This window comes from Sulfurimonas autotrophica DSM 16294, from assembly GCF_000147355.1.
In the GTDB taxonomy this organism is placed as follows: Bacteria; Campylobacterota; Campylobacteria; order Campylobacterales; family Sulfurimonadaceae; genus Sulfurimonas; species Sulfurimonas autotrophica.
Genome location: NC_014506.1, coordinates 30,549 through 45,139, shown reverse-complemented (window position 1 = coordinate 45,139; position 14,591 = coordinate 30,549). Strand labels below are relative to the sequence as shown.

At 37.2% G+C, this 14,591-nt stretch carries 12 protein-coding genes; 1 reads left to right on the top strand and 11 read right to left on the bottom strand.

Going from position 1 to position 14,591, the window contains the following annotated elements:
* Positions 1-30: 30 nt before the first annotated feature.
* The 4 genes from flgE to fliK all read right to left on the bottom strand — a co-directional run bounded on the left by flgE (position 31) and on the right by fliK (position 5,803).
* Positions 31-2,160 carry a flagellar hook protein FlgE gene (flgE, locus tag SAUT_RS00220; protein ID WP_013325848.1) on the bottom strand — a complete coding sequence of 710 codons (2,130 nt, stop codon included), beginning with the start codon at positions 2,158-2,160 and terminating at the stop codon, positions 31-33.
* 192 nt (positions 2,161-2,352) lie between these two features.
* Positions 2,353-3,615 carry a flagellar hook protein FlgE gene (locus tag SAUT_RS00215; RefSeq protein WP_013325847.1) on the bottom strand — a complete coding sequence of 421 codons (1,263 nt, stop codon included), beginning with the start codon at positions 3,613-3,615 and terminating at the stop codon, positions 2,353-2,355.
* 10 nt (positions 3,616-3,625) lie between these two features.
* The gene (locus tag SAUT_RS00210) at positions 3,626-4,288 is read right to left on the bottom strand and encodes a FlgD immunoglobulin-like domain containing protein (protein WP_013325846.1); all 663 of its coding nucleotides are present in this window, start codon (positions 4,286-4,288) and stop codon (positions 3,626-3,628) included.
* A 12-nt stretch (positions 4,289-4,300) separates the two neighbouring features.
* Entirely contained in the window at positions 4,301-5,803 is a 1,503-nt protein-coding gene (gene fliK, locus SAUT_RS00205; protein ID WP_013325845.1) for a flagellar hook-length control protein FliK, read from the bottom strand.
* A 96-nt stretch (positions 5,804-5,899) separates the two neighbouring features.
* Here fliK and SAUT_RS00200 point away from each other — a divergent pair, with 96 nt between their 5' ends.
* On the top strand, positions 5,900-6,118 hold the full coding sequence (locus SAUT_RS00200) for a hypothetical protein (protein ID WP_041675087.1): 219 nt from the start codon (positions 5,900-5,902) through the stop codon (positions 6,116-6,118).
* On the opposite strand, the gene SAUT_RS00195 is transcribed toward SAUT_RS00200, so the two are convergent.
* The 7 genes from SAUT_RS00195 to SAUT_RS00165 form a co-directional block, all read right to left on the bottom strand.
* On the bottom strand, positions 6,115-6,534 hold the full coding sequence (locus tag SAUT_RS00195; RefSeq protein WP_013325844.1) for a hypothetical protein: 420 nt from the start codon (positions 6,532-6,534) through the stop codon (positions 6,115-6,117). The two genes, SAUT_RS00200 and SAUT_RS00195, sit on opposite strands and share 4 nt — an antisense overlap.
* Before the next feature lie 44 nt (positions 6,535-6,578).
* Positions 6,579-6,974, bottom strand: a complete 396-nt coding sequence (locus tag SAUT_RS00190) for a thioredoxin family protein (protein WP_013325843.1) — start codon at positions 6,972-6,974, stop codon at positions 6,579-6,581.
* Between the two features lie 6 nt (positions 6,975-6,980).
* Complete coding sequence (locus SAUT_RS00185) at positions 6,981-7,388, bottom strand: hypothetical protein (RefSeq protein ID WP_013325842.1); 408 nt, start codon at positions 7,386-7,388, stop codon at positions 6,981-6,983.
* 15 nt (positions 7,389-7,403) lie between these two features.
* The gene (dnaG, locus tag SAUT_RS00180; protein WP_013325841.1) at positions 7,404-9,074 is read right to left on the bottom strand and encodes a DNA primase; all 1,671 of its coding nucleotides are present in this window, start codon (positions 9,072-9,074) and stop codon (positions 7,404-7,406) included.
* A 100-nt stretch (positions 9,075-9,174) separates the two neighbouring features.
* Entirely contained in the window at positions 9,175-12,231 is a 3,057-nt protein-coding gene (locus SAUT_RS00175; protein WP_013325840.1) for an efflux RND transporter permease subunit, read from the bottom strand.
* A 9-nt stretch (positions 12,232-12,240) separates the two neighbouring features.
* A complete protein-coding gene (locus SAUT_RS00170; protein WP_013325839.1) occupies positions 12,241-13,374 on the bottom strand; it encodes an efflux RND transporter periplasmic adaptor subunit in 1,134 nt (377 codons plus the stop codon).
* A complete protein-coding gene (locus tag SAUT_RS00165; protein ID WP_013325838.1) occupies positions 13,367-14,542 on the bottom strand; it encodes a TolC family protein in 1,176 nt (391 codons plus the stop codon). The genes SAUT_RS00170 and SAUT_RS00165 overlap by 8 nt, the downstream gene beginning before the upstream one ends.
* Positions 14,543-14,591 lie beyond the last annotated feature (49 nt).

Below are 14,591 nucleotides of genomic sequence, written 5' to 3'. Positions count from 1 at the left end.
TGAAGAAATTATATCAAAATAGAGTTAAAATTACTGTTTTAATCCTATAAGCGTCTGAAGAAGCTGATCGGAAGTGGTAATCGTTTTACCGTTTGCCTGAAAACCACGCTGGATGATGATAAGCTGCGTCAGTGCTCGTGAAAGGTCAACATTTGATGCTTCAAGTGCGGCAGACTGGATAAATCCGCGACCTGCAGTTGCAGCCGTTCCGATAATAGGATCTCCAGAGTTGGCAGTCTGCACGTAAACATTACCGCCTTCGGTTGAGAGTCCTTCATTATTTGTAAACTTCGCCATTCCGATTTGTGCCAGACCAAAAGAACGACCATTTGAAAATGAACCAACTAAAGTACCGCTTTGATCGATTCTGATTCCAACTAAATCACCACCGGTATAACCATCTTGGCTTATTCCCGAAGTAGCTGAACGTGAATCAAAACTCGTCATACCGTCAAACTTGTTAGCCGTACCAAAAGAGAGATTAACCTGCTGGTCAGGTGCAGAACCGTTGTTTCCTGAAAATGAAACATTTGGCGGATTATACGTTGCAAGTGAACCGTCATTATTAAATCTTATTGAACCTTTTTTCTCATATGTTGGGGCAATTGTGTCAATTGTTGCAGGCTCTGGAACAGTTATTACTATGCTCCAAGTAGAACCTGTTGTTGTATCAAGTGCTGTTTTTCTAAACTCCATTCTGAGTGTATGTTTTGAACCGAGTGAATCAAAAATATCAATTGAACTAGAGTGTGTCGCCGCATTAAAAGCCTGTGAAAATGCTTTACCGGTCGTTCCTGCCGCTAAAACAGTATTTAATGCTTCCATATTTCTTGTAAAGCGTGTATTTTCAGTAATACCAGACCCCGATATACCGGTTACTTTGAAGTTCAAATCTATACTTCCGGAATCTGTGTTAGAAAGTTCAATTTTACCTTGATCATTTACAATTACTTTAATACCCGTAGCACCTGCTTCTGAATTAGCTTGATTTTCTAAAGCTTGACGAAGATCTGCTATGGTTGTAAACTCTTTATTTGAACCGGCAACTACTGTAGGACTTGCAGAATTATAGCTATATTTATATGCTGTTGTATCATCTTCAGATGCGTCAAATGGGTTATTTGCTCCTGTTACAGAAGCAATGTCAATATTATGTGATGCCGAAGAGTTACCATTTGTGTTGGTTAGTACAATCTTATTAGAACTATCAATAGTAGCCGTAATCCCTGTTGTTGCAGTCAAGGCATTAATAGCTGCTGCAGTTACTGAAGCATTCTGTGCGGCAGTATTTGCTGCTAAAATTGTATATGATGCTGTCGCTGTTGCTGGCGAAGAACCAGGATCAAGATTAAATACTATTGTTTCCGCCTCATCTGCCGCAAGTGCAGTATCTGAACCTTGTGCACTATTTGTTGAAGTTGATGTTGAACTTATAAATGAAGCCCAAACTCCTTGTCCGTCTTGAAGGGAAAATGCTTCTCCAGATTCATTAAACATTACACCAACATTGCCTGACTCTATAGGGTTTCCATTTCCATCAATAGCGGGGAGTGCTGGATCTGTTGGCGCACCTGTTGGAACTTGATATGCCGGAGAAAAGCTCTCAACTATAGCACCGGAATTGAGGTTTGCCTTAAGCACAACTTCTTGTGTAGGTTGTGCCGGTGTTGTAAGACCCGGAGCAATATTAATATTTTCAATCGGTGCAGTAGAATCCACTTTTCCCGTAACCGGATCACGAAGCCACCCTTGTGCTATAAAACCGTTGTTATCAACAAAGTTTCCGCCTGCATCAAATTTAAAGTCACCTGCACGTGTATATTTGTATGTATTTCCGCCATCGGGAGAGATGATGAAAAATCCGTCACCCTGAATTGCGACATCCGTATTTTTATCTGAATTTTGAATAGAGCCTTGAGAAAATATACGTGTCATAGAACTCACAGTAGAACCAAGTCCGACCTGAACAGGATTTTTACCGCCAAGCTGTCCTTGAGGAGCCGTAGCGATTGCCTTTGTCTGAGCTAAAAGGTCTGAAAAGTTTGCACGGGAGTATTTAAAACCCACTGTATTTACATTGGCAATATTATTTGATTCCACATCCATCGCAACTTGATGCGATTGTAGTCCGGAGACTCCGGAGAAAAGTGATTTTAACATATCTTATCCTTTAATTTATTTCATAAATTTAAGGGAACCTCGTCCACTTTATTTATGACGTTTTCAGGAGTAATCCTGACAACTACGCTAACACTTGGTTTCGCTCAGCGCGAAGCTCAAAAACAATTATGTTTTTTTAATTATTTCAATAAGAAAATATAGCATGAATTGTTCCAACTTTGAAAAGCTTTCTTATGCGTCCATATTTAATGCTTTTTGCATCATTTGGTCTGCTGTGGTGACAGATTTTGAGTTTGCATCATAGGCACGCTGAAGAATTATCAGCTCAGTTAACCCGTAACTCATTTCAATATTGGACCCTTCAAGCTTAAAGTTTGCCATATTGGTACCTATAATATTCTCACCTTTTTCATCTTTAAAAAAAAGAGCTTTACCACTATTGGTAGATTCTTGAAATCGTGTTCCGCTTATTCTATTTAACCCTTGATCGTTTTGAAAATGATATACTGCTATTTTTCCAACACTGCTTTGCATACCGTTTGTAAATGTTGCAATAACCTCACCATTTTTATTTATATCATACCCTTGTAAATCACCACCTATAGTACCATCTGCCGTACTTGAAGCACTAATAGGAACATTTGAAATTGAAACAACACCATCAAAATTATTTCCTAAATCAATACTCACTGGAGCTCCATTATTATCAATTGTTGTCAAAGTATTTGATATTAAAGCTCCTGATGCATCAAATGAAACCTGTCCAGTTTGGGTATCATAGAGCTTGGTACCATCTAATGATTGTGTTTTTGCAACAACATCCCATTGTGTACCGGGAGGTGTTTGTATTTGAGATAACGAAAACTCTAATCTCAAATCATTTTTATTATTTTGCGGGTCTACAACACTAGCGCTCATTGTTCTTGTAAACGGTTCTGTTCCAAGATTTCCAATAAATTTTGCATTAGATGTTGCTTCAGGAGGAAAAGTAAGAGACTTTGGAAAACGAAGCGGTTCTTGTTCAACGACATCTTTTAATTTAACTTCTGGAAGCTGTTCAATCAATACATCATTATCACTTATATTATTACCCATCGTCCCCAATACATGAAAGCCATCTTGCGTAACCAAGTCATCATCTTTGTCAAAAGTAAAGTTACCATCACGCGTATACAAAGTATTCCCATTTCCCTTAATACCAAACCATCCATCCTCAAAGAGTGCCAAATCAGTACTCTTATCTGAAATCATAAATGAACCTTTTTGCTGTACCATAGGAGAGGCTTGAAGTTGAGAACCGACACCTATACTACTGTTACTTGGAGTACCTAATGTATCTGTTGACAACATATTTTCAAAAAGAGAAGAAAATTCATAATCATTGCCTCGAAACCCTATTGTATCAATATTTGCCATATTATCAGAAACAATGTCAATACCCGTTGAATTGGTTTTTATACCGGATATCCCTGTGTAAAATGCCTGTGTCATCATGGTAAAACCTCTAATAGACTTCTTTGATGTTATCTAACGGTACATAGTTAGAACCTACTTTTACCAGAGTATTTCCCTGATCAAAGCGAACTGATTCAATGGGGTATGCCCCGAGTCTTGTTTGCTGCGCTACACCGTTTGCATCACTGTATTGTGCATTTACATGATATACTGCGCTGTCTGCCTGATTGCCTAAGCTGTCTGTTCCATCCCATGTAAACTGATACACTCCTGCTGGATTTGTTCCTACATTTAAAGTTTGTACAGTCTTACCATCTGCATCTGTTATAGAAACAGTGCCTTGTTCAACTGCATTTGGAAAATAAACTTCAAAAGTGCTTTGTGTTCCCTTATCATGTGCGATGGCATCACTGCCAAGGTCTGCCGTTTTACCGATAGCTGAGATTGTCGAGAACTGTTGTGCATTCCCTAAAGAAGCTGCTAATTTTTCCAATGCAGTTTTCGTGTTATCCGCTGATTCCAAAGAAGCAAGTTGCGATGTTTGTGTTAGAATTTTTTCAGTATCCATAGGCTCAGTTGGGTCTTGATACTGAAGCTGTACTAAAAGCAGCTTCATAAAATCATCTTTTCCAAGTACACCTTTTGGATTACTCTCACTTGAAGTTGCAGCTGCTAAAGCCGAACTTGTTGCCGATGTTGCATCTATTGCCATAATATATTCCTTTTATGCGTAGTGTGGAACTATAATTTCTAAAGAGCTTATCACTTCTTCATGACTCTCTTTTGATTCAAAATAGTTATACTCTTCATCAGCTCTTTGCTGATTTTGCCTTTGCTGTTCTTGCTGTCCGGCTTGAGAATTCTCACTTTGGGCGTTGCTGTTAAAGTTCAAAGAAGCATTATTTATTCCATTATTGTTAAGCTGTGCTTTCAAATCATTTGCATTCATGGCCAAAGTATTGATTGCCGTGTTGTTTGAGCTGAGGTTTATATGCAGGTTTTTGCCACGTTGCACTATGGTTAGGTCTACTTCACCGAGTCTTTGCGGATTAAGCTGTACTTTTACTCTTGTAAATGGCGATTTGTAATCTTCGATTGCCGATTTTACATCCTGAGACAAATACTTTACCATCTGTTTTGCTTCATGAAGTTTCACTTCAAAACTGTCTGCTTTTGAGACATTCCATCCATCTGTTTTTGTCTGTATATCACCATCATCACTCACGTCATTTTTTAAAAGTGATGCCAATGACTTATCTACTTCTTTTGTCGCTTGCGGTGCAATTACTTTGGCTGTTGCCACTGAAAAATCAGCCGTAAGTCCAATGTCATTTTTTGATACTTTTTCCCCACGCAGCAATAATTGCAAAGTCTCATCTGCTTTTTGCTTTGGATTTTTTTGTGCTGTTAGGTTATTGACTTTCGTACTTACAATCTGCTGAGTCGTAATTTCCGGTGCAATTGTGTTTTGAGCTTTAAATAAAGGGGTAAGCTTTACTTCTTGTTTTACCTGCTGCGTATTTTTAACTGTCTCTTTTTTTGCCATATCCAGATTTTCTTCTGTTGTATCTATCTCTTGTGTTTTTACAGTATGTACTTTGTGTGTTTTTACTTTAATTTCAACCGGCAACTCTTCATTCTCAGGAACCACATCCTGCTTGACTTCTTTATTTACATGTAAAGGTTCTTTTTGCTCTTTTTGGGGTTTTGTGGTTTTACTGTTCGCCTTTACATGTAAAGGTTCTACACTTTTTATACTTGCCTTTGGTATTTGAGCTTTAACCTCTTCAAGCGTGATTTTTGAAATGTCGATACCTATTTTTTTTGCAACCTGAACAAGCCCGCCCAGTGTTTTTGGAATGGCATCAATTTCTGCTTTTTTAAACCCTTCGCTCTGCACAATTTTATCTTTTAAAAACTGTTTAGCCTGTTTTATAAGAACCTTCAAATCCTCGGGTGTCATCGCTGCACTTACTTTAGGATCAAGTTCAAGACTCTCAAGTTCTATCATATCTTGCATATTTTGAGTAGAAAGTAGATTCGCCGGAGCTTTTTCATCTTTAAGTGCGAGAATTAATGAGCCGTTTTGAATAATTTTATCGTCTAATTCCTGAGTCCCTTTGAGTAGTGCCGAAAAAGAAAGTGCTCCCTCTTTTTGCTCTGTTGGCGCTATATTTAAAGGCGGTAATAAAGAAGAAGTCTCTTTTTTTATATCCAATGAAATCATTCTTTGCTCCTGTTCTTCTAAAAAGAATTTTAAAAAATACAGCACTTATTGTTCCATGATGTTTAATATTTTAAAAGAAGTGTCGATATTAGGAGTATGAAAAGTATATTTTTTACGCTCTTACCATTATTAGTATCTGCAGAAACGATATATGCCGCAAAAGCTTCCAAGCAAAATATTGAAGCGATGCATAACCCCAAAATAAAGTGCAGATGGGTGTGCGATAAAAAGATTTATAAAGAGCAAAAAATATCTGAAGCTGTCTCTTTTTACAAAAACTCCAAATATTATAAATTCAGCAAGAAAAAATTTTAGTAATCTCTGGTAAATCTATCGAGACAGTGCAGTTCTTTTTTGAAAAAAGTGCTAACACTGTCTTGCATATTTTCAAGCAGAGACTTAGAAGTTTCACCGTCTACGGGATAGCTGAGTAAAAAAGAGCCTAAATGCTTGGCAAAAAAATCATCAAACATCTTTTTTACAATTTCTGCTCCATATTTATCTGTATATGGCAGTACAAAGAAATAATCGCCTCCGCTGTTTGCGATAGAGTCAGATGAACGCAGTATTTCAAGCAAAGAGGCATCCACTACACTTTGCTCAATCCCTAAAAAATCGCAATACAGCAGAGTGAAACTCTCAGCACGATTTTCATCCAATCGGTCAGATATTCCGATGTTCAAATCTACCAAATTCTTAAAATTATCAAATGAAAAATGCACCCCTGCCATATTCAATTCCTTATGCCAAAATTTTCTTTAGTATAACAAAAAAACTATTTAATCAGGTGTGCAAAATCTTTTTTGTTTTTATATCCCATAATCTTTGTAAATTTTGTATCATCTTTATAATCAATAATATAGGTAACAGGCACAATAGGTGTTGTAAACCTCTTTGGCAACACTGCTTCTTCACGGTTAACAATTAAAGGAATAAAACGCTTGTGTATATCTGTGTTTATTTTTTCTTTGGCAAGTACTTTTTTTTCCAATTTTCTGCACCACGGACAGTAGTTTGTTACCTGTACCATCAGTATAGGCTTCTTCTCTTTTTTTGCTTTGGCAAAAGCTACACTATACACAGTTTCATATCCGTAATCTCTTGCAAAATCTTTGTAAGACTGTGCAAAAGAGAGTGTTGCTAAAAGTGCAATCAGTAGTAATTTTCTCATTCTTCATTATCCTCCATGTAAGAGATACTCCACGGTATCTATTATATCTTCATCCATATTTTCAATCTCTGAAATATCGCATTTTACGTAGGTGAGCGCAAAAACCTCTTCACCATCATCGAGTCTTTTGACATCTTCACCGACTAAAAGTTTAGTTCTTAGTACCAGTTTTTTTCCAACGGCAACACGATCTATAACAATAGCCATAGCTCTTTGCGAATATTCTTTTGTATTGATACCGAGTTCATCGGTGTATGATTTAAGTATTTTTGTGATTTTTACTTTATATTCGGGCGGTACTTTGTCTGTGTGAATTTCCACCAGAGGGTAAGCGCTTTTAAATTTGGTTAGAACAAAAGGTGTTTGTGCAAAAATAAGCGTATATGTAAAGAATGCTAGCAATAAAATTTTCATAACATTTTTTCCTTCTTAGTCGCTGAGGGTTACTAATTCACCTCTTTTGAGTTTCGCAATTTTTCCTCGAAATTTTCGAATATAAAAGGCTTTTTCCTCAAAACTGATATTTGAAGCAATGTTGACTTTTTTCAATTCTCTTTCATAATATTTTGTCAAAAAAGTAATCAGTTCTGCATTTAAGGCTTCTTCGTCTTTGAGCGAAGTGATAGTATCATCTACCATTATAGCCATAACTTCCGGTGCATCTTGCTTACCCTGCAAAACTAATGAAAATTCATAAGAGTGAAACTGCAGCAGACTCGGGTCAATTACATCCAAAACCTGCTCAATATACTCGGGTTTTTCTAAAATCGTTTTAATTAAAGCAAGCTCCCACATATCTCTATGCGCACTGTTTCTTTGTTGTGGTATATTTTGCCTGTTAGTGTTTGTTTGGGTATTCAGCTTCAAGAGTGATGGAGAAACACCAAGTCCTCCTAAACGTGAGGCAAGATAGGTTTTATACTCCTCTTGAAGTATGGGTGAAAGTGTTTTAAGATAGGCTATACCCTCTTGCATACAGGATTCTTTTGCTTTTGGATCTTTGAGATTATAAAGTGAAAGAATTTCATCAAGTACAAATTCTATAAATGGTTTTGCTTCTCGAAACATATTACTCAACTCTTCAACACGCCCCTCTTTAACCATGTCGGCAGGGTCAAGTCCTCCGCTAAAGACAACAACTCCTCCGTTAAAACCCGAAGCACTTAAAAGTTTTGAGGCTTTGAGGGCTGCAGCACGCCCTGCCTTGTCTCCGTCATATGCCATCACAACACGAGGAGATCCTTTTCGAAGTAGTGGCAGATGTTCATGTGTCAAAGCCGTTCCAAGTGTTGCTACGGCATTATCAAACCCGGCTTGGTGCAACATAATAACATCAAGATAACCCTCTGTTATAATAATCTCCTGCTTTTTGTGTAGACTCTGTTTTGCCAGATGGTAGGCATACAAAAGACGTGATTTATTAAAAAAAGCAGTTTCGGGAGAATTTACATACTTAGCCTGATGCCCGGTTATAGTTCTGCCGCCAAAACCGACGATGCTGCCGTTTGCAGAAAAAATAGGAAAGGTTATCCGCTCAACAAAACGTGCATAGGTCTGGTTGCGTTCTTGATTGTAACCGACCACCCCCATATCTATCGCTTCTTTTATAGAAAATTGCTGTGAGCGTATATAGTTGAGTGTTGCCTGTGACTCGGGAGCATACCCTATACCGAATTTTTCTATACTGCTCTCATAAATACCGCGCTCTTTTATATAGTTCAGTGCCGTCTGGTTTTTACTCAGCAGCATTTGATACCATTCATTGAGTTTGTCCATAACCTGTGAGCGTGGTTTGTTATGTTTGTTATCGGTGTAGGTAAGTGTAAAGTTATAGGAATCTGCCAGTTTTTCCAAGGCTTCTGGGTAGTTAAGCTTTTCATACTCCATAACAAACTTCACACTGTCACCGCCGGCTCCGCAGCCGAAACAGTGGTATATCTGCTTTTGCGGGCTTACTACAAATGAGGGGGACTTTTCATCATGAAACGGGCAAGGGGCTTTAAAATTACCGCCTGCTTTTTTAAGCTCTATATAGTTGCCTACTACATCAACAATATCAAGTCGTGCCTTGAGGGCTTCTATAGAGTCTTGGGAAATCATAAAAAGATTATACTCGCACTTTGGTTAAAATTTCATATATCCATTAACGTGGCATATTTGTCATAATCACGCAACAAGGTCAGCGAAAAGTCAGCATCGGCTAACTTTTCTCCTTTTCATAAAAAAGCAGATATGTTGATGGCAGTATCAGCAATGTGAGTAGTGTTGAGCTTATAATTCCTCCTGTTATAACCACCGCTAGAGGGTACTGTATCTCACTTCCCACACCTGTCGCATATAACAACGGTAAAATTCCAAAAAGTGTTGTAAATGCTGTCATAAGTACAGGTCTTAAACGCAGCAGTGTTGCATCTTTTAAGAGTATCTTCAAATCTACATCAGGATATTTAGCACGCAGTTCATCTATAAAGCTTACAAGTACAATACCGTTGAGTATCGCAATGGCAAAAATTGCCAAAAAGCCCACTATAGCTGAAACCGACAAATATATACCGCCGATAAGCAGTGCGATAATTCCACCTATAAAACCAAACGGTACGTTTAAAAGAATAATCATCGATTTTGTAAGAGAATTAAATGCCGTATAAAGCAGTAAAATCACTAAAAAGATTGTAATAGGGATGATAATCATCAGCTTTTGTGTTGCCTCTTGCATATTTTTAAAATCACCTGCCCAGCCTATGTAGTATCCTGCAGGCATTTTTACTTTTTCTTTGATGATTTTGTCTGCTTCGGCAACAAATGAAGCCATATCACGGCCTTCAACATCCATTGAAACAACCATATAACGGCTCAGATTTTCTCTTTTTATAAAAGAGGCTCCCTGAACAATTTTTATGTCACACACATCTTTGAGTCTGACAATATTTCCGTTTTTAGAACGCAGTGTTACATTTTTTATAGAGTCGATGTCTTTTTTTGCTCCCTGCACTTTGGCAACAATAGGGAATCGTTTAATGCCCTCTAGCTTTTGCGTAATACCCTCTTCTCCGATACCGTTACGAATAATTTGCATCACCTCTGCAACACTGATACCATAACGTGCAAGCGAGAGATAATTTGGAATGATTTGGATTTGCGCCTGACCAAGCTGTGTCTCTACTTCCATTCTTTCAAGTCCATCTACATGTTTAATTGCACTCTGAATATCTTTGGAAATTTTATCAAGCACTTTTTGATCATTTCCATAGATTTTTATAGCAAGTTCTGCTTTTACACCTTCGAGTAACTCTTCTATTCTCATCGCAATCGGCTGTGTCGGCACAAACTGTACAAAAGGAAATTTGTGTTCCAAGTCTTCACTCATCTCTTTGGTTAAAAGTGGTAAATCTTTAATGTTTGGTTTTAAAGTGAGAAGGATTTCCATATAATTTGGCTGTGCTGTTTCTCCTTTTTCACTTCGTCCTATCATCGCTAAAACTGATGAAACATCATCAGGATATTTTTTAAGTATATAACTCTCTACCTCTTTTGAAACATCAAGTGATTGAGAAAGTGCTGTTCCAGGGATAGCAATGACTCTATACATGATGGACTCTTCATTAAGTGTAGGTAAAAACTCACGCCCCTGTTGCGTAAGAATGTATGCAAGTACTATAAAAACAACACTAACTACAGCTAATATCTTCTTGGCATTATCAAGAGCGAATATCAAAGCAGGCGTATAGAACTTTTTAATAGATTTCATCACAATATTTTCAGCTGATTTTGTCGGTTTTAAAAGCATCAAAATCAAAACAGGCACTAAAACAAGAGCGACTAAAAGAGAACCAAGCATAACAAAAACAATGTTCAATGCCATAGGCGTGTAGAGTTTTCCTGCAAGTCCGTCAAGTGAAAGTAGCGGAATAAATACTGCAGCAATAATTAATACAGCAAAAGTTACTGGTTTAGCAACACCTTTTGCAGCTTCACTTACAACTGTTAATTTATCTTTCTCCGGTTCATCATGTAGCAGTCTAAAACTGTTCTCTACGATAACAATAGTACCATCAACTATCATTCCCACGGCGATAGCCAAACCGCTTAAACTCATAAGGTTTGCTGAAAGATTGTAATAATCCATGAGTAAAAATGCAATGAGCAACGAAAGCGGAAGTGATATAATAACAATAAAAGCACTACGCAGTTCAAACAAAAATAAAAAGAGCACAATAGCAACTAAAATTACACCACTTAAAAGTGCTGATGTCATAGTATTCACCGCTTTATGTGTTATTTCTGTTCTGTCATAAATTGTAGAAATTTTTACACCTTCAGGCAGTGCCGTGTTTACTGTTGCAATTTTTTCCTTTATTCGCTCAACCACTTTTGCTGCATTAGTAGCTGTACGTTGGAGCACCATACCCATTACGGCTTCTTTGTTATCTATACTCACCGCACCAAATCTTGGAGCAACCCCGGGAGTAACACTTGCAACATCGCCAATAGTAATAGCCTGTCCTTGAGTCGGTTTTACTACCGTGTTTCTAATATCATCGAGTGTTTTATACAGACCTGCACCACGGATGAGATACTGCTCACGATTAAATTCTAAGTACTGTCCTCCGGCTGCCTGATTAGACTTTTGTAAGGCTTTGACTATATCATCATAGGTGATGCCAAAATCCTGGAGTTTTTTTGTGTCAATCAAAACATTGTACTGTTTCTCATCACCACCCCAGCCTATGACCTCTTCAACACCGCTGACACTTTTAAAAAGCGGCTTGACGATGTACTCCTGCATCTCTTTAAGCTTTTGAAGGGAATATTTCCCTGTTGTATCTTTAACTTCATACCAAAAAACCTGCCCAAGACCTGTTGTATTTGGTCCCAAAACCGGCTTTCCCCATCCTTTTGGAATATCTACATTTGAGAGACGTTCTGCAACAAGCTGTCTCAAAAAATATATATCCATATCATCTTCGAAAAAGACCGAAACATATGAAAGTCCAAAGATAGAATTTGACATAATAAGCTTCACCCCTGCCATACCCGAAACTGCAGATTCTATAGGATAAGTAATGAGCTTTTCTATATCTTCAGCAGAATTACCCGGGCTTTCCGTATAAATTACAACCTGTTTAGGCGTAATGTCCGGGAATGCATCTATAGGAATCTGTGTATATGCCCTGTAACCAGATACTGCAATAGCAATAAAGGCAACAAGTACTAATAGTTTATATTTGAGCGAAAGCTCTATGAGTTTATCCAACATACGACACTCCTAATCCCCATCGCCAAGAGATGATTTTAGTAGTGCTGATTTTACATAATAACTTTCACCACTCACATACTCTTGTCCTAACTCTAAACCTTTTACACCGACATATTTATCATCTTGTGCAACTATTTCAACAACTTGCGGTGCGTATGGAACTGAAATCTCCTCTTCCTCTTCACCTTTTTCTTCTTTTTTCTCATTGCCACCCAGGTGGTCTCTCTCTTGAGCTTTGCTCAATTCACCTTGATCTTCTTCACTTGGAACAAAAACAACCCATTCGTTATTAAAAAACGAGAGTGCTGATTTTTTTACAGCGACATAACTTCTTGCATCTGCAAAATAAATCGTTGCTTTGACATACACATCAATAAAAAGGTCATCTACCTTTTGATCAACACTTGAAAGTACAACAACCCTTTGTGTTGTTTCATCTACTTTTGGCATAATCTGTGTTGCATGCGTAATAATCTCTTTGCCTGCATAGTCCACTACAATTGTGTCTCCAATTCGTGCTTTTGTAGCATACTCAAGCGGTAAATATGATTTTACGTAATAGGCTTGATTCTTTACGATTGAAACAATCGGTTCATTAGATGATACAGAAGAATGTAGAGGTTTTAAAAGTGCAGAAACACGCCCGCTGCTATGTGCATACAAAATAAAATTAGCTGTTGCTTTTTTTAATTTTTTTATATCTATATTTAAAGTCTCTAACTGTGACTGTAATGCAGTCAAGTCTGCTGCAATTTCACTCGTTTTAATTGCCTCGGCATTGAGACTCTGCATTGATGTAAGTCCTTTTTTATAGAGCTTTTTAATCGCTTCATAATTTTTTTGTGCTGCTTCGTACTGTTTTTTTAGTGCAATATAATCTGCACTCATTTTTGATACTTGTATAGACTCTATAAGAGCAATTCTGTCCCCTTTTTTTACATCCTGAGCAGGCTTTACAAAATATTTTTCTAAATGTCCGCTCACTAATGAGCTAATGGACTGCTGTGCGTTTGAGAGTTGTATTACCTTTGCATTTAGCTCTACCGATTTTTTAAAACTGTGCATCTGTGTTTTTGCTATTGGAACTTCTGCTGCGAGTAAAACTGACCCGAGTCCTAACAGTGCTATTAATATTTTATTCATTATATTCTCCTACTTCATAGTTATAGATAACTATATTTTTATTTATTTTATTTTGAAGAGTTATCTCTTTTTCTTTTGTTTGTATCATCTGATTTTTAATGTTTTGCAATTCCAGCAGGTTAATGCTTGCGATTTTATAGCCATCTTCATACATTTTCAACAACTCTTTTTGAGAGTTATATAATTTTTGTGTTGAACTAATAACACTCTGCAAAATAAGTAATTCCTTTTTTAAACGCGTAAGATTACTTGAGAGAATTATTTTTTGATTTTGAAGTAAAAACTCACTCTCTTTTGCCTGTAGTGCGGCAATGCGCTTTTCTTCTTTTTTTGTATTAAAAACGGCCAGTGGAATATCTACTCCGACTCTGGCGATACTTTGATCCGGCTCTGCTTCATATTCCGCATATAAGTTCATCCATTCTATTTTATTTGTATTAAGCTTGGCCTTTGCCGATGAAGAGTTTTGTTGAGTTTGCAGATAATGTAACTCTGCGGAATTGTTTTGTGCTTCTTTTACTGCTCTGTTTGAGAGTTTAAAAACATAATTATCATCCAAAGCTTTTTCATCTTCTAAACCTGAAAAAGCCAAAAGTTTATAATAACTTGCTATTTGCATTGCCTTTTTTTCATCGAGTGCATTTTTACTGCCTGCAAGATCTACTTTTGCCCGAAGATATTTCACCTTTGCCGTAGTACCTGCTTCATATCTTTCTTTAGTAATGGCAGCAATATTTTTTGAGATTGCAAACTCTTCCTTAGCTAAATGAAATAATGCTGTCTGTGTTATGTACTCATTATAAAGCAGAGAAAAAACTTTCACAAATTCAGCACGCTTAAGTGTTACTAAGCCTTGCGCTTCTTCTTTTGTTGCGACTGCTAAGTTTGCTCTGTCATCACCAACACCCCATAAACGGATGGGTTGAGAAAGTGCTGCTCTGTAACCTGCTTTACTTTTACCGATATCAGGACTAAACTGTGACGCTTCAAGTGAAAGTGTCGGGTTTTTATATCTTTGTATCAAACTTGATTGCTCATCCGCGCGTTTGACTTCTAAGGCATTTGCTTTAAGATAAGGTGATGTTTGCATGGCATCTTTTAACAAGCCCTCATAATCTTGCGCTTGTAAGTTCCAAACAATAAATGGAACCAATAATAATCTTTTCATCTTTTTCCTTTTTTTATACAGACTTATAGTCTGTGGAGTTAATTTTTTG